The 25528-nt window shown below is 64.2% G+C and carries 19 protein-coding genes; 15 read left to right on the top strand and 4 right to left on the bottom strand.

The window, feature by feature from the left end:
• Nucleotides 1-51 precede the first annotated feature (51 nt).
• Nucleotides 52-1071, bottom strand: a complete 1020-nt coding sequence (tssA, locus tag BLR77_RS09890; protein ID WP_074677230.1) for a type VI secretion system protein TssA — start codon at nt 1069-1071, stop codon at nt 52-54.
• Between the two features lie 380 nt (nt 1072-1451).
• Between tssA and tagH the strand changes: the two genes are divergently transcribed.
• The 15 genes from tagH to BLR77_RS09815 all read left to right on the top strand — a co-directional run bounded on the left by tagH (nt 1452) and on the right by BLR77_RS09815 (nt 20706).
• Entirely contained in the window at nt 1452-2861 is a 1410-nt protein-coding gene (gene tagH / locus BLR77_RS09885; RefSeq protein ID WP_074677228.1) for a type VI secretion system-associated FHA domain protein TagH, read from the top strand.
• Between the two features lie 23 nt (nt 2862-2884).
• Nucleotides 2885-3400 (top strand): type VI secretion system lipoprotein TssJ, encoded by a 516-nt coding sequence (gene tssJ, locus BLR77_RS09880; RefSeq protein ID WP_238380559.1) that lies wholly within the window; start codon nt 2885-2887, stop codon nt 3398-3400.
• A gap of 12 nt (nt 3401-3412) precedes the next feature.
• Complete coding sequence (gene tssK, locus BLR77_RS09875) at nt 3413-4747, top strand: type VI secretion system baseplate subunit TssK (RefSeq protein ID WP_074677224.1); 1335 nt, start codon at nt 3413-3415, stop codon at nt 4745-4747.
• A gap of 3 nt (nt 4748-4750) precedes the next feature.
• On the top strand, nt 4751-6082 hold the full coding sequence (locus BLR77_RS09870) for a DotU family type VI secretion system protein (RefSeq protein WP_074677222.1): 1332 nt from the start codon (nt 4751-4753) through the stop codon (nt 6080-6082).
• The gene (tssM, locus tag BLR77_RS09865) at nt 6079-9579 is read left to right on the top strand and encodes a type VI secretion system membrane subunit TssM (protein WP_074677220.1); all 3501 of its coding nucleotides are present in this window, start codon (nt 6079-6081) and stop codon (nt 9577-9579) included. The genes BLR77_RS09870 and tssM overlap by 4 nt, the downstream gene beginning before the upstream one ends.
• Nucleotides 9576-10229 carry a type VI secretion system-associated protein TagF gene (gene tagF / locus BLR77_RS09860; protein ID WP_074677218.1) on the top strand — a complete coding sequence of 218 codons (654 nt, stop codon included), beginning with the start codon at nt 9576-9578 and terminating at the stop codon, nt 10227-10229. Before tssM ends, tagF begins: the two co-directional genes overlap by 4 nt.
• The gene (locus tag BLR77_RS09855; protein ID WP_074677216.1) at nt 10226-10963 is read left to right on the top strand and encodes a PP2C family protein-serine/threonine phosphatase; all 738 of its coding nucleotides are present in this window, start codon (nt 10226-10228) and stop codon (nt 10961-10963) included. Before tagF ends, BLR77_RS09855 begins: the two co-directional genes overlap by 4 nt.
• Nucleotides 10954-13968 carry a serine/threonine-protein kinase gene (locus BLR77_RS09850; RefSeq protein ID WP_074677214.1) on the top strand — a complete coding sequence of 1005 codons (3015 nt, stop codon included), beginning with the start codon at nt 10954-10956 and terminating at the stop codon, nt 13966-13968. Before BLR77_RS09855 ends, BLR77_RS09850 begins: the two co-directional genes overlap by 10 nt.
• On the top strand, nt 13968-14684 hold the full coding sequence (locus BLR77_RS09845; protein WP_074677924.1) for an ABC transporter ATP-binding protein: 717 nt from the start codon (nt 13968-13970) through the stop codon (nt 14682-14684). The genes BLR77_RS09850 and BLR77_RS09845 overlap by 1 nt, the downstream gene beginning before the upstream one ends.
• Complete coding sequence (locus BLR77_RS09840; protein WP_074677212.1) at nt 14684-15883, top strand: FtsX-like permease family protein; 1200 nt, start codon at nt 14684-14686, stop codon at nt 15881-15883. Before BLR77_RS09845 ends, BLR77_RS09840 begins: the two co-directional genes overlap by 1 nt.
• Nucleotides 15876-17678, top strand: coding sequence for a formylglycine-generating enzyme family protein (locus BLR77_RS09835; RefSeq protein WP_074677210.1), 1803 nt, complete (start codon nt 15876-15878; stop codon nt 17676-17678). The genes BLR77_RS09840 and BLR77_RS09835 overlap by 8 nt, the downstream gene beginning before the upstream one ends.
• Before the next feature lie 53 nt (nt 17679-17731).
• Nucleotides 17732-18631: a type VI secretion system-associated lipoprotein TagQ gene (tagQ, locus tag BLR77_RS09830; RefSeq protein WP_074677207.1), complete on the top strand. Its 900-nt coding sequence runs from the start codon at nt 17732-17734 to the stop codon at nt 18629-18631.
• 92 nt (nt 18632-18723) lie between these two features.
• Nucleotides 18724-19629: an Ssp4 family T6SS effector gene (locus tag BLR77_RS09825; protein ID WP_074677205.1), complete on the top strand. Its 906-nt coding sequence runs from the start codon at nt 18724-18726 to the stop codon at nt 19627-19629.
• On the top strand, nt 19626-20072 hold the full coding sequence (locus BLR77_RS09820; protein WP_074677203.1) for a hypothetical protein: 447 nt from the start codon (nt 19626-19628) through the stop codon (nt 20070-20072). Before BLR77_RS09825 ends, BLR77_RS09820 begins: the two co-directional genes overlap by 4 nt.
• A gap of 181 nt (nt 20073-20253) precedes the next feature.
• Nucleotides 20254-20706: a hypothetical protein gene (locus tag BLR77_RS09815; RefSeq protein WP_074677201.1), complete on the top strand. Its 453-nt coding sequence runs from the start codon at nt 20254-20256 to the stop codon at nt 20704-20706.
• 172 nt (nt 20707-20878) lie between these two features.
• Here the strand turns inward: BLR77_RS09815 and gyrB are convergent, their stop codons facing one another.
• Genes gyrB through dnaN form a run of 3 tightly spaced genes read right to left on the bottom strand, consistent with a single transcriptional unit; the run spans nt 20879 to nt 25510 of the window.
• The gene (gene gyrB / locus BLR77_RS09810; protein ID WP_074677199.1) at nt 20879-23299 is read right to left on the bottom strand and encodes a DNA topoisomerase (ATP-hydrolyzing) subunit B; all 2421 of its coding nucleotides are present in this window, start codon (nt 23297-23299) and stop codon (nt 20879-20881) included.
• A gap of 4 nt (nt 23300-23303) precedes the next feature.
• Nucleotides 23304-24407 (bottom strand): DNA replication/repair protein RecF, encoded by a 1104-nt coding sequence (recF, locus tag BLR77_RS09805; protein ID WP_074677197.1) that lies wholly within the window; start codon nt 24405-24407, stop codon nt 23304-23306.
• A complete protein-coding gene (gene dnaN, locus BLR77_RS09800) occupies nt 24407-25510 on the bottom strand; it encodes a DNA polymerase III subunit beta (RefSeq protein WP_074677195.1) in 1104 nt (367 codons plus the stop codon). Before dnaN ends, recF begins: the two co-directional genes overlap by 1 nt.
• Nucleotides 25511-25528: the final 18 nt, after the last annotated feature.

The following is a 25528-nucleotide window of genomic DNA, read 5'->3' as shown; positions in this document are numbered from 1 at the left end:
CCTTCGGCCATCTACGGTGAAGCGTGATCCCGCATACCTGGGCCAGTCGGCCTAGTACTCGTCGGGGCCGCGCAGGTTTTCGAACTGGCTCATGCCATCGGGAATCAGGTTGCGCACGATGGTCGCGAAATCGGCATTGACCAGGCTGCGAGCCCGGTTGAGCAGCACCGGTAACGGGCTGGATGGCTCGTGGCGTGCGTAGTAGGTAAGGATCCGCTCCAGGCTTCTGAGCACATCATCGCGATTGTTGATTTCGCCGCTGGCGCGCGCCACGGCAGGCCCCGACGCGTGCTGCGCCAGCTGCTCTTGCGCAGCTTCGCCGCCTGCCGGGGAATCCTCTGAACTTGCCCCTGCCGGGCTGTCGCCGAGCACCTGCAGGGCAAGCTTGAGCGGCTGCTGCAGCGCAGAGAAATCCACGCCCTGAGCGGAGCCGACCTGTTCGCTGACCAACTGCTCGATGGCATTCAGGCTGTGCAGCGCACGCTTCAGGGCTTCGTGAGTGACCTGCAAGACTTCGCTGTCGGCGTCCTGCAGGGCGCCGCCGAGCTCTTCGATGCTGAGGCTTTCGCTACTGGCCAGGTGCAGGCCGGCGGCATTCAGCGCTGCGCGCAGGGTGATGTTGCCGAACACCCGTGAACGGACCAGCACAGCACTGCGCAGCAGGCCGAGATTGGTCTCGCAGGTCAGCGCGGAGAGGGTGTTGATGCGTACGGTGGGGTCGTTGTCGTCATCGGCATCGAGCTGCGGGTGAATCTCGGGCCAGTAGCGCGAGAGCAGTTCGAAGATCAATTCGAGGCTGTCGGCAAGGCCTTCGACACCGCGCAAAGCCAGGCGGCTTTGCAGCAGATAGCGGGTGATGCGCAGATCCTTGCTGCGTTGCAGCAGGAGGTGACAGGCCTGTTCCAGCTGGCGCCATTCGGGCGGCTCGGCAGCCTGGATGGCATCACCCATGCTGCGTTCGGGGCGCCCCAGAGCATCGCGCTCGAGCTGGAGAAAGTCGCTGTCGTATTCCAGATCTTCGCCGCATGGCGAAGCATCGGAAATAGCGGCGAGCAACAACGAAGTCTCCACGTGTTCGATCTCCTTATCGATTTGAACTGTGTCACAAAAGTGCAGTAGCTTCATCCTAGCTAGCACTATGCCAATCAACGTTTAATATTGATTGGCCACTACACAATTTCGATGGCGTCGTGCATTTTTTAACTTAAAAATATATAAAGTCAAGGTAGACTGGCGCTCGCCCAGGACCTTTGTGACCAAGGGCTAAGTTTCGGGAAGTTGTGCGCTTCGGCACATACGGGAATCACGAAGCAAAAGGTAAGATCGCGTGTTTTCGCGATCAAGAGCCCGCTTGATGGACTTTTCATAAGAGCTGTATGCGGCCGAAACCCGCATGAATAAAGGCTTTCATGAGTTTTGCGGGTTTCAAGAGAGCCGGGCAAGGAGGCCACATGGCGCTGCGTTTGACCATCACCAGCTATCACAAGATCACCCCCGGTCAATGCCCCGAGAAAACCCTTGAATATGGCTCGATGGCAATTGGCCGGGGCCCCGATAATGACTGGATATTACCGGACCCGGCGCGTCTGGTTTCGTCGCAGCATTGCCTTGTGCAGAACAAGGATGGTCGCTACTACATCACCGACAGCAGCACCAATGGTGTGGAGCTGGTCAAGGCCGGTGTGCGCATGCAACGCGGCAACAGTGAACTTCTTAATCACGGCGAAGTTATTCGTATCGGTGAATACGAAATTCAGGTAGCGCTGGAAAGTTCCATTGCAGAAGGCTCCGCACCGTTTTCCAGCGCCCCTCCCGGGAGTAGTTTCGAAGCCCTGATGGCGAGCCATCAGGACGCTCCGGCCGTACCATTCAGCACTCCGGCAAACCCCTTCGATTCCTCGGCCAGCGCCCACCTGCAGAGCGTCGCCCCGCACGAAACATTGCCGGATCTGTTCGATTTTCTCGGCCCGAGTACATCGGCACCGGTGCCTGTCGCCGATCATGTTCCGGCGCAGCAGCATGACTTCCGTCCGCCGGAGGTCAGCCCCCCTCCAGTCGAGCAGAAGCCCACTGCTGAACCTGGCCTGATCCCCGATGACTGGGATCTGCTCGGTAACATCACGCCGGCTGCGCCCCCCCCGGCAGCATCGCTCCCCGTGGACCTTTCCCTGCCGCCAGAGCCGACCGAGCCGGCACCTTTGCCGCCTGTGCCTGCAGTGCCTACCCCCACGCCACCTCCTGCCGCCAGCCAGCCTCAGCTTGCTCAGGACGACGATGCGCTGCTGCAGGCCTTCCTCCGCGGCGCCGGGCTGGAACACCTGCGTCTGGATACCGAACAGGCGGCCGCACAGATGGAAAGCATCGGACGCAGTTACCGCCTGATGGTCGATGGTCTGATCAACGTGCTGCGGGCACGCAGCAGCCTCAAGGGCGAGTTCCGCCTGCAGCAGACCATGGTGCAGCCGGTGGAGAACAACCCGTTGAAGTTCGCCCCCAACGCCGAAGAGGCCTTGCTCCTGCTGTTGCGCGGCGGTAACTCGGCCTTCATGTCGGCTGATCTGGCGGTGCAGGACAGCTTCGATGATCTGCGCGCCCATCAGCTAGCGGTGATGGCGGGCGTGCAGTCGGCCATTCGCCATCTGCTGGCGCGCTTCGAGCCGCAGGCACTGGAAGCGCGCATGGGCAAGGGCGGCGGGCTGGCCAGCCTGTTGCCGAACGCCCGCCAGGCGCAGTGCTGGCAGCAGTTCGTGGAGCTCTACGCGACCCTGTCGCGCGAAGCCGAAGATGATTTTCAGGACCTGTTCGGCCGCGAGTTCGGCCGGGCCTATGAGCAACATATCGCCCGTCAACGTCGCCCTTGAGGGCGTAGGCAAGGATGAGCAACGTGCGTAAACGAACACTCCGGCCCGTTCTGTTGGGCCTTCTGCTGGCAGCGCTGAACAGCGGCTGCAGCAAGGACGCGATGGATAAAGCCGACACTGCGCAGGGGCCGACCAGCGTCGTGCTGCAGCTGCAGGCTGGCGATGACCTCAACCCCACCACCGACGGCTACAGCGCGCCCGTGCGCGTACGCGTGCTGGAGCTGCGCAGCGCCGCAGCGTTCAGTCGGACGGATTACTTCAGCCTTGCCGAGCGTGCGGCGGCAAGCCTCGGCAACGAACTGGTGGCTGAGGATGAATGGTTGGTGCATCCCGGCCAGACCCGTGAGTTGACCCGTGTGCTGGATCCGGCAACCCGCCACCTCGGCCTGCTGGTTGGCTACCGCGAAATCGACCGGGCGCAGTGGCGCCTGGTGCTGGAGCCGAAGCAGGGCACGCTCAGCCATTACCGCATCGACCTCGGGATCAACGCCGCCAGCGCTGCTGAGCTCGCCGCGCCGTCTCGCCTTGATTCTCGCTAACAGGAGCCCCTTATGTCTTGGAACAACCGTGTTATCTGGTCCGAAGGCATGTTCATCGGCACCCAGCATTTCCAGCAGCACGACCGCTATCTGGAGACGCTGGTCGATGCGCGTAGCCGCCCACTATCAGCGGCTGGCTGGGGATTCGCCGATCTGCAGCTCGATATGGGGCTACTGGCACAAGGCAAGCTGGCCATCGTCAGCGCCCGTGGCCTGTTACCCGACGGCACGCCGTTCAATATCCCGCAGGACGACGTGGCGCCAGAGCCGCTGGAAATCCCCGAAGACCTGCGCGACGGCGTGATCTACCTGGCCCTGCCGCTGCGCCGGGCAGGTGTGCGTGACACCGTCGAAGCGGGTGAGGCGCTGGGTGGCGCGCGCTACCGCGGCCAGGTGCGTGAAGTACGTGACGACAACGCCGCGTTCGAAAGCCGTGTGCCGGTGATGGTCGGCGAGCGCGCTCTACGCCTGCTGAGCGCCGCCGATGGCTTGCAGGAATACGCCGCACTGGGCGTGGCGCGAGTCCGCGAAAAACGCGCCGACCGCGCCCTGGTGCTGGACGAACAGTACATCCCGCCGCTGCTGGACGTGGCGGCAAGTGCGCCGCTGGCCGCCTTTCGTGGCGAGCTGCTGGGGCTGCTGCATCAGCGTGGCGAAGCCCTCGCAGGGCGCGTGGTGGCCTCCAGCGCCGGCGGCGCCTCGGAGATCGCCGACTTCATGCTGCTGCAACTGGTCAACCGCGCCCAGCCGCTGTTCGCCCACTTGGCCCAGCTGCAACCGTTGCACCCGGAGCGTCTGTACAGCGAGCTACTGGCCCTGGCCGGTGAGTTCGCCACCTTCTCCAGCTCCGGCCGACGCCCGTCGGAGTTCCCGACCTACCTGCACGACGACTTGCAGACCAGCTTCACTCCGGTGATGCAGGCGCTGCGCGAAGCACTGTCGATGCTGATCGACAGCAAGGCCGTGCCGATTCCCATCGTCGAGAAGGCCTATGGCGTGCACGTGGCCATGCTGGCCGACCGCAGCCTGCTGGACAACGCCAGTTTCGTCCTGGTGGTACGCGCCGACATGCCCGCCGAAACCCTGCGCGGACGCTTCGGCCAGCAGAGCAAGATCGGCTCGGTCGAACACATTCGCGACCTGGTCAACCTGCAGTTGCCAGGGATCAACCTGCTGCCGCTGCCGGTGGCGCCAAGGCAGATTCCGTTCCACGCCGGTTCGACCTACTACGAGCTCGACCGTGGCAGTGAACACTGGAAGCAACTGGCGCAATCCGGCGGCTTCGCTTTCCACGTGGCGGGTGAATACCCCGGCCTGAACCTGGCCTTCTGGGCGATACGGGGTTAATCCATGACGGATCAAGACGACTGGCTGAACAAGCCACCGGCAGCACAACCGCAGAACAACGACCGCACCCAGTTCATGCCGCGCCCTGGTGGCCGTGGCCCACAGCCGCCCGTCGAGGCGCCGGCTGCCCCGTTGCAGATGCCGGCCGCACCGCTGCCGGCCGGCCAGGCCCGTGGCATGAACCCGCTGGAGCAGGCCGCCGGCCCGCTGTTGAGTATGCTCACCCGCCTGCGCAGCACCCTCGCCCATCCCGCACCGGCCAGCCTGCGTGCGCAACTGCTGGGCTACCTGCGCCAGTTCGAACAACGCGCCGAAGCCGCCGGTGTGCCGCGCAACGATGTGCTGCTGGCGCGCTACGCGCTGTGTACGGCCCTCGACGAGGCGGTGCTGAGCACGCCCTGGGGCAGCACCAGCGAATGGGGCAAGCAGAGCCTGCTGATCACCGTGCACAACGAGGCCTGGGGCGGCGAGAAGGTGTTCCAGCTGCTCGAACACTGCCTGCAAAGCCCGCGCGAACGTCTCGACCTGCTGGAGCTGCTGTACCTGTGCACCAGCCTCGGCTTCGAGGGCCGCTATCGGGTCATGCATGATGGCCGCAGCCAGTTGGAAGCGCTGCGCGAGCGCACCGCCGCGACCCTGCGCAGCGTGCGTGGCGAGCGCGAACACGAGCTGTCGCCGCACTGGCGCGGAGTCAGCGTGGCACCGGATCGCTTGTCACGGCTGCTGCCGCCCTGGGTCGGGCTGGCCGTGGCGCTGGCGTTGCTGCTGGTACTGCTGCTGGTACTGCGGATGAAGCTGGCGGCCGATGCCGAACCGGTATTCCGCCAGATTCACGCCCTGGGCGAAGTGCCGGTACAGAGCATCGAACCGGCAGTGGTCAAGCCGCGCGTGATCGAGCGGCCACGCCTGGCCACCTTCCTCGCCGATGACATCCGCGCCAACCGCGTAGCGGTCGAGGATGGCGTCGACCGCTCGGTGGTGACCATCCGTGGCGACGAGCTGTTCAGCTCCGGCAGCGCCAGCATCCGTGACGACTTCCAGCCATTGCTGCTGCGCATCGCCGAGGCGGTCGCCAAGGTCAAGGGCCAGGTGCGCATCACCGGGCACAGCGACAACCAGCCGATCGCCACGTTGCGCTTCCCCTCCAACTGGGCGCTGTCGCGCGCCCGCGCCGAGGAAGTGCTGCAGATTCTCGCGGCGCGCACTGGCCAGGCCCAGCGCTTCAGCGCCGAGGGTCTGAGCGACACCGAACCGCTGGCATCCAATGCCACGGCCGAAGGACGGGCGAAGAATCGCCGGGTAGAAATCACCGTACTGGCGGAGGGTGTGGAGTGAAGGCGCTGTTCGGATTCATCACCCGCTGGGTCATCCCTGTTCTCGGGCTGATTGCCCTGAGCCTGATCATCTGGTTCATCGGCCCGCTGCTCAACGTGCTGCAGCCGGCCTGGACGCGCTGGACGCTGATCATCGTACTGTTCGCCCTGTGGCTCGGCTGGCGCCTGTTCTGTCTGCTGCGTGAACGCCAGCAGGAGCGCAAGGTGCTCGACAGCCTGGCCGCGCAAACGCCGCCGGACGCCGCCAGCGTGGCGACCGCCGAGGAGCTGGCGACCCTGCGCCAGCGCATGGACGAAGCCCTGGTGCTGCTGAAAAAGGCGCGCCTGGGCGGCGATGAGCGGCGCAACCTGTATCAGCTGCCGTGGTACGTGATCATCGGTCCGCCGGGCTCCGGCAAGACCACCGCGCTGGTCAACTCGGGGCTGAATTTCCCCCTCGCGGCCCAGCTGGGTGCCGGTGCCATTCGTGGTGTGGGCGGCACGCGCAATTGCGACTGGTGGTTCACCGACGAAGCCGTGCTGCTCGACACCGCCGGGCGCTATACCACCCAGGACAGCCATGCCCAGGTGGACAAGGCCGCCTGGCTCGGCTTTCTCGACCTGCTCAAGAACCAGCGCGCACGCCGCCCGATCGATGGTGCCTTCATCGCCATCAGCCTGTCCGACCTGCTGCAAAGCAGCGACAGCGAGCGCGCCGCGCACGTGGCGGCGATCCGCTCGCGGGTGCAGGAACTGTACAGCCAGCTCGGCGTGCGTTTCCCGGTCTACGTCATGCTCACCAAGTGCGACCTGGTGCCGGGCTTCATGGAGTTCTTCGATGACCTCAGCCGTGAGGAGCGCGCCCAGGTCTGGGGCTTCACCTTCGCCCTGGATGACGGCAAGAGCATCGGCGGCCCGCTGGAGCATTTCGACAGCGAGTTCGTCGCCCTCGAGCAACGCCTGAATCAACGCCTGGTCGAGCGCCTGCAGCGTGAACGTGATCCGGCCCGACGCGACCTGATCTACGGCTTCCCGCAGCAGTTCGCCGCGATCAAGAGCCTGCTCGGCGAATTCCTCAATGGCGTGTTCAAGCCCAATGCCTACGAGGAGCGCACCCTGCTGCGCGGTGTGTATTTCTCCAGCGGCACCCAGGAAGGCAGCCCAATCGACCGCCTGATCGGCGCCATGGCGCAGAGCATGAACCTCGACCGCCAACACCTGGCCAGACAGAGTGGCAGTGGGCGCAGCTACTTCCTCCAGCACCTGTTCAGCCGCGTCGCATTCGCCGAACGCGGCCTGGTCGGCGTCGACCAGAAGGTCGAGCGGCGCCGCAGGTGGCTGGCCATCGGCTCACTGGCAGCCAGTGTGGCGCTGGTACTGGTGGTGAGCACGCTATGGCTGCTCAGCTTCAACGCCAACCGTGAGCATATCGCCCAGGTCGGCGCCCGCACTGCGCCGCTGGAGCAGCAGGTGCGCAGCCTCAGCCCGGCCCAGCGCGATGTGCTGGCCGTGCTGCCGTTGCTCAGTGCCGTGCGCAACCTGGCCGGCAGCCCGCCGGACTGGGCCAAGGGCCTGGGCCTGTACCAGGGCGACATGCTCGAAGAGCAAGCTGCCAGCGTCTATCGCCGTCTGCTGGTGGCCACCTTCACCCCACGCCTGGTTAGCCGAATCGAGGAACAGCTACGCACGGGCGGCGGCTCCGACTACCTCTACGAAGGGCTCAAGGCTTACCTGATGTTCGGTGGCGGCGAGCAGTACGACGCCGAGTTCATCAAGGCCTGGATCGCCCTGGACTGGGATCAGAGCCTGCCGCGCGATCTGTCGGGCGAGCAACGCCAGGCCCTCGATGAGCACCTGCAGGCGCTGTTCGAGCGGCGCCCACCGGATGCGCGCCTGGATCAGCGCTTGGTCGACGAGCTGCGCATGCAGCTGCAGCGCCTACCGCTGGCGCAGCGTGTGTATGACCGGGTCAAGCGGCAGAAGCTGCCGGCCGGGGTCAGCGACTTCCGCCTCAGCGAGGCCGCCGGGCGTGACGCCGCACTGGTCTTCACGCGCAAGAGCGGCAAGGCGCTGAGCGACCCGCTGAGCGGCTTCTACACCCGCCGTGGCTACCGCGAAGCTTTCCTCCGTGCCAGCGTCGGCCAGGCCAGCGTGGTGGCCGAGGAACAATGGGTGCTGGGCCGTCAGCTCGACAGCACACAGGATGCCGTGAATCTGGCCGCCGATGTGCGCCAGCTGTACCTGCGCGATTACGTGCAACAGTGGGATGCACTGCTGGCTGATCTCGATTTCGTGCCGATCACCAGCGTGGCGCAGGCCGCCGACGTGCTGCGGATCCTCTCGGGGCCTTCCTCGCCACTCAAGCAGCTGTTGATCGCGGTGGCACAGGAGACCGACCTGCAGCAGGCGCCCGAGGCCGAAGGCGTGGCCAAGGCCACCGACGAGGGTGTCGAGCAACTCAAGCAGAAACTCGGCTCGCTGCTCGGCCAGACCCAGGCAGGCAACGCCGTGGCTGCGGTTACCCAGATCGATCCGGTCAGCGCGCACTTCGCCGAACTCAACAGCCTGGTCAGCCAGGACCCGTCGGCGCCGATGGCCATCGATGGTCTGCTGGCGGACCTCAACGAACTCTACGTGCAACTCAGCAGCATGGTCGGTGCCAGTGGCGAGGCGCTGCTCGGCGAGGCGAAGAATCAGGCCAGTGCCGCAGCGGCAAGGGTCAACCTGACCGCCGCGCGCCAGCCGAAGCTGGTCCAGGGGCTGGTGGGTTCGGTCGTCGCCGCCAGCACCAACAGCATGATGGGCGGCGTACGCAACCAGCTCAACGCTGCCTGGCAGAGCGACGTGGTCAATGTCTGGCGGCAGTCGCTGAGCGGCCGTTACCCGATGGTACCGGGCAGCCAGCGTGACGCCACGCTGGATGATTTCGGCCAGTTCTTCGGGGTCGGCGGGGTCATGGACAGCTACTTTCGCAAGTACCTGCAGCCCTACGTCGACACCTCGGCACGCAACTGGCGCTGGCAGCCGGGCGCGGCGCAGAAGCTGGGTATCTCCGCCGGCGTGCTGCAGACCTTCCAGCGCGCGGCGCTGATCCGCGACGAGTTCTTCCGCAGCGGCGGCCTGCAGCCCAGCGTGCGCTTCGACCTCAAGCCGGTGAGCATGGATGCCACCATCAGCCAGTCGCAGCTCGATCTCGACGGCCAGCTGATCGGTTTCGACCACGGCCCGAGCCGTCCGGTGGCGGTGCAATGGCCGAACCCGAGCAGCGTCGGCGTGGTACGCCTCACGGTGTCGCCACCGGTGGAAGGCGGACGCTCGGCATTGACCCTGGAAGGCCCATGGGCCTGGTTCCGCCTGCTCGATCAGTCCGAGCTGATTGGCGGCGCCTCGCCGGATCGCTTCAACCTGCGCGTGCGGCTGGATCGCTCCAGCGTCGCTTACGAACTGCGTGCCAGCAGTGCTTTCAATCCTTTCAAGAGTCGTGCAGTAGCCGGCTTCACCCTGCCGGAGCGGCTGTGACGATGATGGGTTTCTACGGCAAGGTCGCCAGCCGCGGCGACTTCATCGAACGCAACCTGCCCAAGGACTTCCAGCGCGGCTGGGACACCTGGCTGTCGGCTGGCCTGCAGACCAGCCAGGGCCAACTCGGCGAAAGCTGGCTGGACGCCTATCTGACCAGCCCGCTGTGGCGCTTCGCCCTGGCATCTGGAGTGTGCGGTAGCGAGGCCATGGCCGGGGTGCTGATGCCGAGCATCGACCGCGTCGGCCGCTACTTCCCGCTGACGGTCGCCTGCCGTGTTCCCTGCGGGCAGCCGCTGCAGGCCTTGCAGGCAAGCGAAACGTGGTTCGAGCGGATCGAGGATCTGCTGCTGAGCACCCTGGAAGAGGGCGCCCGCTTCGAAGACTTCGAGGCGGCGGTGCAGAGCCTGGAACCCCTGCCGGACACGACACTGCCAGCATACGACCAGGCGCATGGTCTGCAGCACTGGCCGGTGGTCGATGCCCCGGGGCGTCTGGCGGCACTCGCCGCCCAGGCCTGCAGCGGTGCCAGCCTGTGGTGGGGGCGTGGCTCGCAACGCATCGCGGCCGGCTTGCGCCGTTGCCAGGGGCTGCCACCGACCGAGTCCTTCGCGGCTTATCTGCTGGGGCCGGAGGTCGTCGCGCAATGACTGCACTGCATTACCAGTCGGCGGCCTACAGTCATGTCGGCCTGGTTCGCCAGATCAACGAAGACGCCTACCTGGAGCGTCCCGAGGCGGGCCTCTGGGTCGTAGCCGACGGCATGGGCGGGCACGCGGCCGGCGATTACGTCAGCAGCCTGATCGTCGACAGCCTGCGCAACATCAAGGCGAGCGACACCCTGAGTGACTACGAGCATGTTCTGCGGCTCACCCTGAGCCAGGTCAACACCGCCGTGCGCGAGCAAACCCACCTGCGCGGCGTGACCATGATGGGTAGCACCGTGGTGCTGATGGTGACCCGTGGCGACCAGGGTTTGTGCCTGTGGGCCGGTGACAGCCGCCTGTACCGGTTGAGGGCGGGCGAACTGCAGGCGGTTTCCCGTGACCACAGCTATGTGCAGGACCTGCAGGACAGCGGCCTGCTCAGCGAAGCCGAGGCGCGCCTGCACCCGCGCGCCAACATCGTCACCCGCGCGGTGGGCGTGCAGGACCAACTGGAGCTCGCCTGCAGCGTCTTCGACATCCAGCCCGGCGACACCTGGCTGCTGTGCAGCGACGGCCTTACCCGTACTGCCGAAGACCACGAGATCCGCGATGTGCTGACGCACAGCGACCCCTATCAGGTGGTGCGCAGCCTGGTCCACCTGGGCCTGACACGTGGCGCACCCGACAACATCACCGCCATCGTCATCAAGGCGAGCGAGCCCGTCTCATGGACCTGAACATTCCCGGTTTCGACATCGACAGGATGATTGGCGAAGGCGCCATGGCCACCGTCTACCTGGCGCTGCAACGTTCCCTCGAGCGCAAGGTGGCCTTGAAGATCATGGCCCCGGCGCTGGCGGCCGACGCCTCGTTCTGCGAGCGCTTCCTGCGTGAGGGCAAGACCCTGGCGCGCCTGGCGCATCCGCATATCGTCACCGTGCACGACATCGGCAATGCCGGCCAGCATTACTACATGGCCATGGAGTACCTGCCCAACGGTACCCTGAGTGAGCGTATCGCCGCCGGCCTGAGCCCCGAGCAGGGCCTGCAGTACATCCGCCAGATCGCCTCGGCGCTGGGTTATGCCCACAGCCAGGGGCTGATCCACCGCGACGTGAAGCCAGCCAACATCCTCTTTCGCGCCGACGGCACGGCGGTGCTGTCGGACTTCGGCATCGCCAAGTCACTCGATGACAGTACCCAGTTCACCCAGGTCGGCTTTGCCGTTGGCACGCCCAACTACATGAGCCCCGAGCAGGCACGCGGTCTGGATATCGACGGTCGCGCCGACCTCTATGCCCTCGGCGTGGTGCTCTACGAAATACTGGTCGGCGAGCTGCCGTATATGGGCACCGACGCGCTGTCCACGGCACTGGCGCACCTGACTCAGCCGTTGCCGGAGCTGCCGCTGCAGCACAGCCGTTATCAGACCCTGCTGCAACGCCTGCTGGCGAAGAACCCGGATGAGCGTTTCAACGATGCCGGGGAACTGCTGGCCGCGCTCGATGCCCAGCCGGCACCGGACTCGGATGCGACCGTGATCCGTCCGGCGTTCACCCAACAGGCCACGCTGGGCGCACCCTCGGCGAGCGAACTGGGGGAGCTGCAGCCGGTATCCATCGAGATTCCGCGCAGCGCACCGGCCCCGGCGCCGACCGTGGCACCCGCACCGACCGCCACTGCCAGCAGCGCAGCGCCACGACCGTCCACTGGCAGCAAGGGCCCACGCATGGCGCTGCTGGCAGTTGCCGTGGCCGCCGCGCTGGGCCTGGGTGGCGGCGCCTACTGGTGGCTCGGTCAGCCATCCACCGTGGTGGCTGCGGATAGCTCGCCGCACAGCGACGGGCAGGGCGCAGCTGTCGCGCCACTGGCAGCCTACACGGGCGAGGCCGGCGAGCATCCACTGCTGATGCCGGGCAAGACAACGCTCTATCAGCGCATCCTGGCCAAACCTGGGGCGCAGCTGTTGAGCGCTCCGGGGGCTGCCACTGGCGAAGCATTGCCGGCCTTCTCGGTGCTCTACGTGTATGCCCGGCGCAGCCAGGACGGCCAATCCTGGTTGCAGGTCGGTGCAGCCAGCGATGGCCGGGTGCAAGGCTGGATCGCCGCCGAGCAGGCCGCCGACTGGAAACAGAGCCTGGTACTCAAGTTCACCGAGCGCTCCGGGCGGGCGCCGGTGCTGTTCATGCAGCAGGCCTCGGACGTCGAACGGCTGATCGACCGCACCAGTCAGGCGCGAGAGCTGCTGCTCAAGGCGCAGAACGATCCCGAGCAGGTGCCGCAGGTGGTGGCACTGGAGCCAACGAGCAGTGCTGTTCCGCAGGACCAGTTCTACCTGATGCCGATCTTCGACTTCCGCGAAGCCTTCGATGCCGAGGGCCAGCCGGTGCAACTGCTGAATATCGCCTCGATCGACCCCGGCAGCGCCGCCCAGTCTTCTGCCGAGCAGCCGACCGCTGCCAGCGACACGGGCTTTCGTACCGGCATCGTCCTGGTGGTCGACACCTCGGTTTCGATGCAGCCCTATATCGACCGCGTGCGCCAGGTGGTCAGCGAGCTGCAGAGCCAGCTGCAGGCGCGCGGTGAGCTGGATAACGTCAGCTTCGGCCTGGTCGGCTATCGCAACAGCACGGCGCGCACACCGGGCCTGCAGTACCTGAGCAAGACCCTGGTCAGCCTGGAGGAAGGCAGCGATCCGCAACGTTTCCTGCGCGCCGCCGAACAAGTGCAGGCGACCACGGTATCCAGCCATTCCTTCAATGAAGATGCCTTCGCCGGTGTCATGCAGGCCGTCGAAGGCATGGACTGGTCGAGCTATGGCGGCCGCCTGATCCTGCTGGTCAGCGATGCCGGCGCACTGCGCAAGAACGACCCCTTCAGCAGCACCTTGATGAACGAGGCCGAGGTGCGTCAGGCGGCACTGAGCAAGCAGATCAAGATCTTCGCCCTGCACCTGCGCACCCCGGCCGGCAAGGCCAACCATGCCTCGGCCGAGCAGCAGTATCGGGTGCTGACGGCCGACAGCAACCCGCAGATCGGCGACCTCTATGTCTCGGTGCCGGGCGGCGATGTCCAGGCCTTTGGCGAGCGCGTGCGCGAGATCGGCTCGACCTTCGCCGAACTGGCGCAGCAGGTTCGCGCGCAGCAGGCGCCAGTGCCCCCACAGCTGTCCGGTGGCACCACCCTGGCGACCAAGTCGCAGGCCATCGGCTATGCCATGCACATGGATTTCCTCGGCCGCCGCAGCGCCAGTCAGGCGCCGCAACTGGTCAGCGCCTGGACCGCAGATCGCGACCTGAGCAACCCGAACCTGCCGACGCTGCAGGTCTGCGTGATGCTGACCAAGCTGCAGCTCAACGACCTGCAGCAGTCGCTCAAGCTGATCGTCGACGCCGCGCGCAAGACCAAGACCTCACCCGCCGACTTCTTCAGCGAGATCGCCAGCGCCAGTGCCTACATGAGTCGTGACCCAGCGGCGCTGCGCCAGGGCGCCAACCTGGCGCAAAGCGGCGTGCTCGGCGAGTACCTCGACGGTCTGCCGTATCGCAGCAAGGCGCTGAGCATGAGCCAGGACCTCTGGCTGTCGCTGTCGGTGGCCGAGCAGGAGGACTTCATCGACGAGCTGGAGTCGAAGATTCGTCTCTACGAAACCTTCCACAACGACATGGCCAACTGGGTGCGCTTCGGCAATGCCGAGCCGGGCGACGCCCTGTACCGTGTACCGCTGTCGACGCTGCCATGATGATTCGCCTGCAGCAGGTCCTCAAGCAACGCGGCCAGGGCGCACAGCGCTACAGCCTGGCCATCGAGCAGTTGCAGCTGGAGGCCGGCGCGCAGGTGGCACTGGTGGGCCCCAGCGGCTGCGGCAAGAGCACCTTGCTCGATCTGTTGGCCCTGGTGCTGGCACCGGACGCGGCCGAGACCTTCGACCTGGAGCTGACCGGTACTGTCAGCGATATCGCCGGATTGTGGCGACAGGGTCGGCAGAACCAGCTGGCCCAGCTGCGCAGCCAATATCTGGGTTACGTGCTGCAGGCGGGCGGGCTGCTCGGCTTCCTCGACGTGCGCGGCAATATCGCGCTGCCCCGGCAATTGCTCGGCATGGCAGACGGCGGTCAGGTACTGCGTCTGGCACAGGCGCTGGATGTGCAGGAGCAGCTGGATAAATACCCCGCGCAGTTGTCGATCGGTCAGCGCCAGCGCGTCAGCTGTGCCCGTGCCCTGGCTCACGGGCCGCAGTTGCTGCTGGCCGACGAACCCACTGCGGCGCTGGACCCGCTCAATGCCGAGCGGGTCATGCAGCTGCTGCTCGCTCAGGCCGAGGCGACCGGTGCGACCTGCGTGGTGGCGACTCACGACGAGGCGCTGGCACAACGCGCCGGCCTGACCATTCTGCGCATGAGCTGCCGGCGTGACGCCGACGGCGGTGTCAGCGCCCATCTGGAGCAGGCCGCCTGATGCGCCCGCGGCTGATCGCCGGCCTGGCCTGGCAGGACTACCGTCGCGAGGCGCGTCTGTCGGCGTGCAGCGTGCTGGCCCTGGTGGCGGTGATCGCACCGCTGCTGGTGCTGTTCGGCCTCAAGCATGGCCTGGTCGGCAGCCTCACCGAACGCCTGCAACGCGATCCTGCGGTACGCGAGATCATCCCGCTGGGCGGCACGCGCCTGCAGGCAGACTTCATCGAAGCTCTTGGCCAACGCGAAGATGTCGCCTTCGCCATCCCCCGTACCCGACAGATCGCCGCCACCAGCGAGTTGCAGGTGGCGCCAGGCGAGCCCCGGGTGAATGTCGAGATGCTGCCGACGGCGGTCGGCGATCCCTTGTTACAGGGCCTGCCGATGCCGCAGACGCTGCAGCAGGTGGTGCTCAGCCATAGCGCTGCCGAGAAGCTGGGGATCACCCCAGGTAGCCCGTTGCAGGCACGCTTCGGCCGCCAGCATGGCAGTGTGCTGCAGTGGCAGCAGACCACCCTGCAGGTGCTGGCAGTACTGCCGCTGGCGGCCTTCGAGCGCGACGCGCTGTTCGCACAGGCGGCGCTGCTGGAGGCCGTCGAGGATTACCGCGACGGCCTGGCGGTGGCTGCACTGGGCTGGCCGGGCGCGACGGTGACACAGGCGCCGCGCGTCTATCCGGGGTTTCGTCTGTACGCGCGCGCGCTGGATGACGTCGAGCCGCTGCGCCAGTACCTGGCCGCGCAGCAGGTGCAGGTCGTTACGCAGGCAGCGCAGATCGCCCAGGTGCAGGCACTGAGCCGCAACCTCGATCTGTTGTTCTGGCTGATCACCACCCTGGCTCTGGGCGGCGCCGTGGCGGCCACCAGTGCTGGCGCCCTGGCCGCCGTCGAGCGCAAGCAACGTGAGCTGGCGGTGCTACGCCTGCTGGGCTTCGGCAGCGGCGCGTTGCTGCTGTTTCTGATCATCCAGGCGCTGTACAGCGGCCTGTTCGCCAGTGTTCTGTCAGCCCTGCTGTACCGACTGGCAGAGGGCGGGATCAACCACCTTTTCGTGCAGGCGCCGGGCGATCACGCCAGTCGTCTGCTGCCCGAGCACTACCTGGTGGCCCTTGCTGCCGTTCTGCTGGCCAGCGCCCTTGCCGCTGCGCTGGGCGGCCGGCGCGTGGCCCGGATCGACGCCTCTCAAGGAATTCGTGATGTCTGACAGTCGTTTCGCTCCCTCTGCCCTGATACTCGCCACGCTCGCGCTGGCGGCCTGCTCACCAGCCGATGAGCCACCAGCGGCCAGCACTCCCGCCACACCTGCGCAGTCCGAGGCCGAGGCGCCACGCGAACTCGATGCAGAACAATTGGCCAGACTGGACAACCCCAAACCCTTGCCGGGCGACGTCAGCCTGCCGCTGCCCTGTGGCGGCGAAATGCTCTTCCGCCATGTCTATGTCCTCACCGAGGGCAGCCTGGATGACCGCGAGGTCAGCCTGGGTTATCCGTTCAGCGAAGGGGAGGCCGGCTACAAGCAATCCTTCATCTCCGGCTATCGCCGCGACTTCATCAATGGCCAGTTCAGCCTGCAGGACCTGGCGCCGCAGTGGCAGAAGCAGATCGCCGAACGCCTGCCCAAGATCGACGCCGGCAGCCCGCTGAAACCGATGATGTATTTCATCGGCAAGTACGAGGTCACTGCCCGTCAGTACGCTCAGGTCATGACCCAGGCTCAGGCACTGGCCAGCGGTGAAACGGCGCCGGACTGTGCGCCGGTCACCAGCGCGGCAGGGCGGCTGCCGCAGGTCAAGCTGTCGCGTTTCGAGGCCGAGCGTTTTGCTGCGGTCTACAGCGCCTGGCTGCTGGCCAATCACCGTGATCTGCTCCCCGTGAGCGGCAGAGGCAGCAAAGGGGAAGAGGGCGGCGCCGCGTTCGTCCGTCTGCCCACCGAAGTGGAATGGGAGTTCGCCGCCCGGGGCGGCTCGCAAGTCAGTCGTCAGGAGCTGGAAGCGCGGCTGTTCCCACGCCCGATCGAGGGCAGTGACGATGACGGCCCGTTGGCTAACTGGGCCGTGTTCAACCAGGTGGCCGGCGGTACTGGTCAGGCGCCTCGCCTGATGCCGATCGGCACCAAGCAGGCCAACCCGCTGGGGCTGTTCGACGTGATCGGCAACGCTGCCGAGATGGTTCAGGAGTCCTTCCAGCTGGTCAGTGCCGGGCGCCGCCAGGGCACCTATGGCGGCTTCGTGGTCAAGGGTGGCAACTACCTGGAGGGCGAGGGCACGCTGTTTACCGGCATGCGCCGCGAGTACCCGCTGTTCGGTGCGGATGGCAGCGAGCAGCGTAACGAGACCACCGGCTTTCGTGTGGCAATCGGCGCCTTGTCCGCCCCGCGCTCGCGCTACGACGAGCTGTTCGCCCAATGGCAGAAACAGGGGCGCCTGGCCGGGCTGACCGATGATATCGACGCTGCCGATGACCCGACCCAACGCCTGGACAGCATCATCGCCAGCGCCACCGATCCGCGCCTGCAGGCCGAGCTCGGGCTGGTCAACGAAGAGCTCAAGCGCAACGTCTCGCTGATCGCCCGCCAGCGCGAGGAGGCCGCTGGCAACCTGATCCAGTCTGCCGCCCTGGTGGCGGAGACCATCAACAACTACAACATCCGCCTGACCAACCTGCGTCAGAGCCAACGCCAGGCGCAGCAGAACAATGATGCTGCTTCGGCGCAGATATTCGCTGGCGCCATCGAGAACGGCACCAAGGCGCTCAACGGCGCTGTGGCCATCTACATCGACAACATGGCCAGCGGCACCCGTTACACCAACGCGGTGATCCAGGCGCAGTTCCAGCGCATCAAGGAAGAGCTCGCGCGCAAGCCGGTGATCGGCAACAGCCTGGTCAACCGCGCCACCTTGTTCGTCAATCACGTCGCGCTGTACCGCACTCAACAACGCGCCGATCCAGCGGAAATCCTCAAACAGTTGCTGGAAACGCAAGCGGTGGCGCAGCCGTGAGCACGCCAGCCATTCACGAACATCAATCCACCACCAGCAGAGAGAGCCTAGCTATGCGTCCATCCAAAACGAACCTGACCTCGCAACCTCGTAGCCGCGTTCTGACACTCGCCGCTATCGGTTTTACCTCGATGACCGTACTGATCAGCGGCTGCTCCACCTCCGCCGTCAACCGTGTCGGTAAAACCACCGAGGTCACCTATTACCCAAGTTGCTACCAACCCGTTCAGCACCTGCGTGATACCGACTCCAACATGACTCGCTCGGTAGCTACCGGCGCCATGCTCGGTGCGGTCGGCGGCGCCCTCACCGGCGCGTTGACCGCCGACAAGGAAGATCGCACACGCAACGCGGCCATCGGCGCCGCCGGTGGGGCCCTGGTCGGCGGCGCAGCGGCCTACTACACGTCCAAGCAGCAGCAGATCAGCGACGACCGTCAGCGCATCGGCTCCTACTCCACCGACATCAATGCCAGTGCCAGCACCTTCGACCGCAGCATCGCCTACGCCGAAGCTTCGCAGAGCTGCTACCAGAAGGAGTTCACCAACCTGCTGGAGCAGCGTAAATCCGGTGCGATCAACGATGCAGAAGGGCGCAAGCGCCTGGCCGAAATCATTGCCGGCCTGAACGAGTCCAACAACCTGATCACCGCCGTCAACGGCAAGGCCGGTGAGAACCTGAGCAACTACACCCAGGCCTACGAGGCTGACCTGAAGAACGTCGGCGTCGAGCGCGCCGAAGTGACCACCGTCGCCAAGGCTCCTGCCAACAAGCCGGTCAAGCAGACCAAGGTTCCCACCGAAGCCGTCAGTACCGAACGCGTTCTGCAACAGGCCGAAGCCAAGCAGACCAAGAGCCAGCAGGTGGCTGTAGCAGGCACCAACCAGATCAACAACATGTGCAGCAACCCGGACATGGGCGACTGGGCACCGATTCCCTGCCCGAACGTCTGAGTCCTTGCGGATGATTGACTGACCGCACGCTCCGCTGGTCCGCCCTTTCCGGGCGGACTAGCGGTTATCGGAGTTTTTACCAAGGAGGGCAAATGTCCGACTACCTGATCGGGTTGAGAAACACCCCTTCACAGATCATGGCGCGGCAGCGCATCGAAGCCATGATCGACCTGCGCAAACTCTACACAGCCATCGATGCCGACCCTGCTATCTCCGGCGCAGGGGTGGTGTACATCGATGCCAATTTCAACGTGGTGACCCTGCGCGAGTTCACCCCGATCTGCAGTATCAGGCCCAAGCGCATCATCATTCGTGAAGCCCAGCGCAATGTCTCGCCGCAGCAATTCGTCCAACAGGTGCAGTCCAACCCGCGCGAATCGCGGCTGGTGGCCGAGAGCGTCAACACCAGCCTGGCCTGTGCCGGCGCGGTGCTGGGCTGGATCGCGATCATCGGCGGCACGGCCATCGTGCCGTTCACCGGTGGGGCGAGTCTGGTGATCACGGCTATCGGCGTAAGCGCAGCAGCGGCAGGAACCGCGCAGTGCGGTATCGGTACCATGCGCGTCATCAACGAAATCAACGACCCCACACGCAACGACGAACTGGACAGCGAAGAGTGGTACCAGAACATGTCCAGAGCCCTGGATGTCGTTTCCCTGGCCGGCGTTGGCGCAACAGGGGCAACCATCGTGCGCGTGATGAACATGCGCCGGGCCATGACCGGGCGTAGCTGGCATCAGAGCCTCAGAGGGCTGAGCCGTCAGGAGCGTAGGCGCTTGACCAGCGAAATCCTGGAAAACCGCAATCCGGCGCTGACACCAGCATTGCGCAAGGCCCTGCAACGCAGCGGCGAGCTTCCAAAGCGGTTCACCACCAGTGAAATCTCTTCATCGCTGGCGATCAACATCAGAGATGCACTGAGCGTCGGCATCGGCCTGCTCGGCAGCAACATGGTGCAGACCTACGCCATTGGACTTTACGAGGAGATAGGTGAGTGAAACAGGGTTTGGATTTCCTGACGATATTGCGGCGACATTTTCCGATATTCATCGGCGCCTTTTATCTTGCCCTTTTTGCCTTGGCGATAAGCCTTTACCTGCTGCTCGAACTGTATCCGCCTGCCCGGGGAGACTACAGCGCCTATATGGTCCTGGCCAACCTCGGCATGTCGGTTTACCTGTGCGCTGCCAACTTTCTGGTCATTCGCGGTCGCCCCTGGGCGGTATGGCTGATCGTCGCAGCCATGGTGGCCTGCGTCCTCGTGATCATCGGTCACTGGGGCAGACGCGCACCTGACCTGCTGTATTCCATCGGTCTGCTGCTGTCGTTGGCTACCTTGCTGACGCTCAACAGCAAGCGCTACCGCACCATGCTGACAGCCATGGTGGAAGTACGCGGTCAGCGCGCGACGTGGCGTCAGAACAATAGAAAACGACGGTAGCGGGAACCTGCGAAAGGGCCAAGCATCGCTTGGTTGAGCTGCTAAAGCGGTCGACATCTGATTGAGCTCGTTGATCACGGCCGCGATGTCATCGGCATTCGAATCAGCAAAGGCTCCATTTCTCATGGTGAAGCACTCTGCTGTCGATCACCTTTATCGGTCTTAACAAGGAGCTAGCAGAGTGAACCAGGGACTCGATTTCCTCACGATACTGCGTCGACATTTCCCGATATTCATCTGCGCTTTCTTCCTGGCACTGTTCTCTCTGGCCATCAGCCAGATCCTTCTGCTCGAGGTCTATCCGCCCAGCCTGGATGACTATGGCATCTACATGATGCTGGGTAGCATGGGAATATCGCTCTACCTGTGCGGCGCCAACCTTCTGGTCATTCGCGGCCGTCCCTGGGCGGTATGGCTGATCGTGGCAGCCATGGTGGCCTGCGTACTGGTGGTCATCGGCCACTGGGGCAGACGCGCACCTGATCTGCTGTATTCCATCGGTCTGCTGCTGTCATTGGCTACCTTGCTGACGCTCAACAGCAAGCGCTACCGCGCCATGCTGACAGCCATGGTGGAAGTACGCGGTCAGCACGCGGCGTGGCGCAAGCGCTACAAGAAAGAACGCCAGCGCTAGCCTCATCAGGGCTCGGCAAAGCGGGTGGTCAGCCAAGTAGTTTCGTGACCTGTACAAGCGTAAGGCACGGTCATCCGTTCAAATAAAAAGCCCCTGCCGATGCGAATCGGCAGGGGCTTTTTAATTCATGACTACCAACGGTGGTTCAGTTGGCAGATGAACAAAGCGGGCATCAGAAGTCCAGGTTCGACACCGCCAGGGCGTTGGACTCGATGAAGTCGCGGCGCGGCTCCACGGCGTCGCCCATCAGGGTGTTGAAGATCTGGTCGGCCGCGATGGCGTCTTCGATCGTCACCTTGAGCATGCGGCGCACTTCCGGGTCCATGGTGGTTTCCCACAGCTGATCCGGGTTCATCTCACCGAGACCTTTGTATCGCTGCACGCTGTGGCGCTTGGTGCTTTCGTGCATCAGCCAGTCCAGCGCTTCCTTGAAGGTGCTGACCGGCTTCTTGCGCTCGCCACGCTGCACGTAGGCGCCTTCTTCCAGCAGGTTGTTCAACTGATCACCCAGGGTGGTGACAGTCTTGTAATCGTTGCTGGCGAAGAAGTCGCGGTTGAAGGTGGTGTAGCTGGACAGACCGTGGGATCTGACTTCAACTTCCGGCAGCCACAGGTGGCGCTCGTGGTCTTCGCGCAGGCTGGCGCTATAGGTCTGACCAGACTTCTCGGTCGTCTTCAGACGTGCGGCAAAGCCTTCCAGCCAGTTCTGCATGAAGGCCTGGTCTGCGAGCTGCTCTACCGAAATACGCGGCAGATAGACGAAGTGCTCGGTGATGTCCTTGGAATAGACACGCGACAGGCGATCCAGGGTCTTCATCACGCCACGGTAATCGCCTACCAGCTTCTCCAACGCGCTGCCAGAAAGACCTGGGGCGTTCTCGTTGACGTGCAGGCTGGCGTCTTCCAGGGCCGACTGGGTCATGTATTCATCCATGGCCTCGTCGTCCTTGATGTACTGCTCCTGCTTGCCTTTCTTCACCTTGTACAGCGGCGGCTGAGCGATATAGATGTAGCCACGCTCGACCAGCTCCGGCAGCTGGCGGAAGAAGAAGGTCAGCAGCAGGGTACGGATGTGCGAACCGTCGACGTCAGCATCGGTCATGATGATGATGTTGTGGTAGCGCAGCTTGTCGATGTTGTACTCATCACGGCCAATGCCGCAGCCGAGTGCAGTGATCAGCGTGCCGACTTCCTGCGAGGAAATCATGCGATCGAAACGCGCGCGTTCGACGTTGAGGATCTTGCCCTTGAGCGGCAGGATCGCCTGGGTCTTGCGGTTACGGCCCTGCTTGGCAGAACCGCCCGCGGAGTCACCCTCCACGATGTAGAGTTCGGACAGCGCCGGGTCTTTTTCCTGACAGTCGGCCAGCTTGCCGGGCAGGCCGGCGATGTCCAGCGCACCTTTACGGCGGGTCATTTCACGCGCTTTACGAGCCGCCTCACGGGCACGAGCGGCATCGATCATCTTGCCGACCACGGCCTTGGCTTCGTTGGGGTTCTCCAACAGGAAGTCGGAGAAGTACTTGCCCATTTCCTGTTCGACCGCGGTTTTCACCTCGCTCGATACCAGCTTGTCCTTGGTCTGCGAGCTGAACTTAGGATCCGGCACCTTGACCGAGATGATCGCAGTCAGGCCTTCGCGGGCATCGTCACCGGTGGTGGATACCTTGAACTTCTTCGCCAGCCCTTCGGACTCGATGTAGTTGTTCAGGTGGCGGGTGAGGGCAGAGCGGAAGCCCGCCAGGTGAGTACCACCGTCGCGCTGCGGAATGTTGTTAGTGAAGCAGAGCAGGTTCTCGTTGAAGCTGTCGTTCCACTGCAGGGCGACTTCGACACCAACGCCGTCTTCTTCGCGCTGGATATTGAAGTGGAACACCTGGTTGACCACGGTCTTGTTGGTGTTCAGGTACTCAACGAAGGCTTTCAGGCCACCCTCGTACTTGAACAACTCTTCCTTGCCGGTGCGCTCGTCGCGCAGCAGGATGCCCACGCCGGAGTTGAGGAAGGACAGTTCGCGCAGACGCTTGGCCAGGATATCCCAGCTGAAGTGGATGTTGGCGAAGGTCTCTTCGGACGGTTTGAAGTGGATCTGCGTGCCGGTACCGTCGGTATCGCCGACAGCGGCCAGAGGCGCTTGTGGTACGCCATGCACGTAGGTCTGTTCCCAGATCTTGCCGCTACGGCGAATGGTCAGCACCAGCTCCTTGGAGAGGGCGTTCACTACCGAGACACCCACGCCGTGCAGGCCGCCGGATACCTTGTAGCTGTTGTCGTCGAACTTACCGCCGGCGTGCAGCACGGTCATGATGACCTCGGCCGCCGAAACGCCTTCTTCCTTGTGCATATCGACCGGAATACCACGGCCGTTGTCACGTACGCTGATCGACTCGTCCGGGTGGATGGTGATGGTAATTTCACTGCAGTAACCAGCCAGCGCTTCGTCGATCGAGTTGTCGACCACCTCGAACACCATGTGGTGCAGACCACTACCATCGTCAGTGTCACCGATGTACATCCCGGGACGTTTGCGTACGGCGTCCAGTCCTTTCAGCACCTTAATGCTGGAGGAGTCGTACGTTTGGTTCTCGCTCATGCCTTCACTCCCGATGGTCTTGGGTCTGGGTGATACGGCCATGTTCCACGTGGAACATGGCAACCGGCGTATCCGTCTGCCAGCCTTCCCTCAACAATTCATGATCTACACAGGTGATGAACACCTGGCAGCGCAAATCTTCCAGCAACCGGCACAATGCCTGACGATGCTGTTCATCCAGCTCCGACGGTAGGTCGTCCACCAGATAGATACACTGGCCACGCTTGGCTTCGTTGACCAAGTGGCCCTGGGCGATGCGCAAAGCGCACACCACCAGTTTCTGTTGTCCTCGCGACAGAATCTCTGCCGCGTTGTGCCCCGCCAGTCGCAAACGCAAATCAGCGCGCTGCGGTCCGGCCTGGGTATGCCCGAGTTGCTGGTCACGGAGGAGGGATGTGGCGAGCACTTCGCTCAGCTCTCGATCCTTGTCCCAACCGCGGTAGTAACTCAGGGTCAGCCCTTGCAACTCCAGCAGCTCGGCGAGGGTCCGTTCGAACACCGGTTTCAGCGCCTGAATGTAGGCACGTCGGTAGGTATCGATTTCCTCGCTCGCACTGCACAATTCGCGGTCCCATGCGGCCTGCGAAGCACCGTCAAGTGTACCATGGCGCAGCCATGAGTTCCGCTGCCGCAGGGCTTTCTGCAGACGCTGCCAGGCGCCCAGAAAGCGATGTTCCACGTGGAACACACCCCAGTCCAGGAACTGTCGGCGAATCTTCGGAGCACCCTCCAGCAAGCGAAAGCTGTCCGGGTTGATCAGCTGCAACGGCAACAGATCGGCAAGCTGCGCAGCGCTACGCGCGTTCTGCCCATCGATACGAATCTGCAGCTCGCCCTGTCGATCACGAGAAATGCCCAGATTGCTGGAGCCGCCTTCGGCCAACTGCACCTGACCGAAAATAGTGCAGGCGGGTTGTTCGTAATGGATGACAGGCTGTAGACGTGTGCTGCGGAAGGAGCGGGCGAGGCCGAGCAGATGGATCGCCTCGAGCACGCTGGTCTTGCCGCTGCCGTTGGCGCCGTGAAGGATGTTGATGCGGGAGGAGGGGGAGAGGGTCACCGGGTGCAGGTTACGCACCGCGGTGACCGTGATACGGCTTAGGGACATTAAAGACGCATCGGCATGACAACGTAGGCAGAATCGTCGTTATCGGCTTCCTGCAGCAGGGCACTGCTGTTGGAGTCAGAAAGGATCAGGCGCACCTGCTCGGTACCCATCACGCCCAACACATCCAGCAGATAGCTGACGTTGAAACCGATCTCCAGGCCGCTGCCATTGTAGTCGACCACGATCTCTTCCTCGGCCTCTTCCTGCTCCGGGTTGTTGGCTTGAATCTTCAGCAGACCGGCAGCCAGGGTCAGGCGAATACCACGGTATTTCTCGTTGGACAGAATCGCGGTGCGGCTGAAGGCTTCGCGCAGGCCCTGACGATCCGCCAGCACCAGCTTGTCGCCACCACGCGGCAGCACGCGCTCGTAATCCGGGAACTTGCCGTCCACCAGTTTCGAGGTGAAGGTAAACTCGCCGGTATTGGCGCGGATGTGGTGCTGACCGAGAACAATGGCGACTTCAGCGTCCTGCTCGGTGAGCAGACGAGCCAGTTCGAGAATACCTTTGCGCGGCACGATGACCTGATGCTTGCCTTCCTGCTGGATGATCGCTTCCATCGAGCACATCGCCAGACGGTGACCGTCGGTGGCGACGGCGCGCAGCAGGCCACTCTGTACTTCCAGAAGCATGCCGTTGAGGTAGTAGCGAACATCCTGCTGGGCCATGGCGAAGCTGGTGCGTTCGATCAGACGGCGCAGCTTGGCTTGCGGCAGGTTGAAGGTCAGCGAACCCGGACCTTCCTCGACGGTGGGGAAGTCGTTGGCCGGCAGAGTCGACAGGCTGAAACGGCTGCGTCCGGCCTTGACCAGCAACTTCTGGTCATCGACGCGAATGTCGATCAGCGCGTCGCTGGGCAGGCTTTTGCAGATGTCCATCAGCTTGCGCGCCGGCACGGTGATCTCACCGGGTTCGGCGGCATCTTCGAGTGTGACGCGGCCAACCAGTTCGACCTCCAGGTCGGTACCGGTAAGCGACAGCTGCTGGCCTTCGACCACCAGCAGCACGTTGGACAATACCGGCAGCGTCTGGCGTCGTTCCACGACACCGGCGACCAGTTGCAGGGGTTTCAACAGGGCTTCGCGTTGAATAGTGAAATGCATGGTCTAGTCCCTTGCCTC

This window comes from Ectopseudomonas alcaliphila, assembly GCF_900101755.1.
In the GTDB taxonomy this organism is placed as follows: Bacteria; Pseudomonadota; Gammaproteobacteria; order Pseudomonadales; family Pseudomonadaceae; genus Aquipseudomonas; species Aquipseudomonas alcaliphila.
Note: the sequence above shows the minus strand (reverse complement) of the source record. Positions and strands in the feature narration are given on the sequence as shown.

Excerpts from the sequence above, each read along its gene's own strand:
- dnaN (WP_074677195.1), bottom strand. The coding sequence starts at position 25,510 with ATGCATTTCACTATTCAACGCGAAGCCCTGTTGAAACCCCTGCAACTG.
- BLR77_RS09845 (WP_074677924.1), top strand. The coding sequence starts at position 13,968 with ATGATTCGCCTGCAGCAGGTCCTCAAGCAACGCGGCCAGGGCGCACAG.
- BLR77_RS09850 (WP_074677214.1), top strand. The coding sequence starts at position 10,954 with ATGGACCTGAACATTCCCGGTTTCGACATCGACAGGATGATTGGCGAA.
- recF (WP_074677197.1), bottom strand. The coding sequence starts at position 24,407 with ATGTCCCTAAGCCGTATCACGGTCACCGCGGTGCGTAACCTGCACCCG.
- tagQ (WP_074677207.1), top strand. The coding sequence starts at position 17,732 with ATGCGTCCATCCAAAACGAACCTGACCTCGCAACCTCGTAGCCGCGTT.
- BLR77_RS09835 (WP_074677210.1), top strand. The coding sequence starts at position 15,876 with ATGTCTGACAGTCGTTTCGCTCCCTCTGCCCTGATACTCGCCACGCTC.
- tssK (WP_074677224.1), top strand. The coding sequence starts at position 3,413 with ATGTCTTGGAACAACCGTGTTATCTGGTCCGAAGGCATGTTCATCGGC.
- gyrB (WP_074677199.1), bottom strand. The coding sequence starts at position 23,299 with ATGAGCGAGAACCAAACGTACGACTCCTCCAGCATTAAGGTGCTGAAA.
- tagH (WP_074677228.1), top strand. The coding sequence starts at position 1,452 with ATGGCGCTGCGTTTGACCATCACCAGCTATCACAAGATCACCCCCGGT.
- BLR77_RS09825 (WP_074677205.1), top strand. The coding sequence starts at position 18,724 with ATGTCCGACTACCTGATCGGGTTGAGAAACACCCCTTCACAGATCATG.
- BLR77_RS09870 (WP_074677222.1), top strand. The coding sequence starts at position 4,751 with ATGACGGATCAAGACGACTGGCTGAACAAGCCACCGGCAGCACAACCG.
- BLR77_RS09855 (WP_074677216.1), top strand. The coding sequence starts at position 10,226 with ATGACTGCACTGCATTACCAGTCGGCGGCCTACAGTCATGTCGGCCTG.
- BLR77_RS09840 (WP_074677212.1), top strand. The coding sequence starts at position 14,684 with ATGCGCCCGCGGCTGATCGCCGGCCTGGCCTGGCAGGACTACCGTCGC.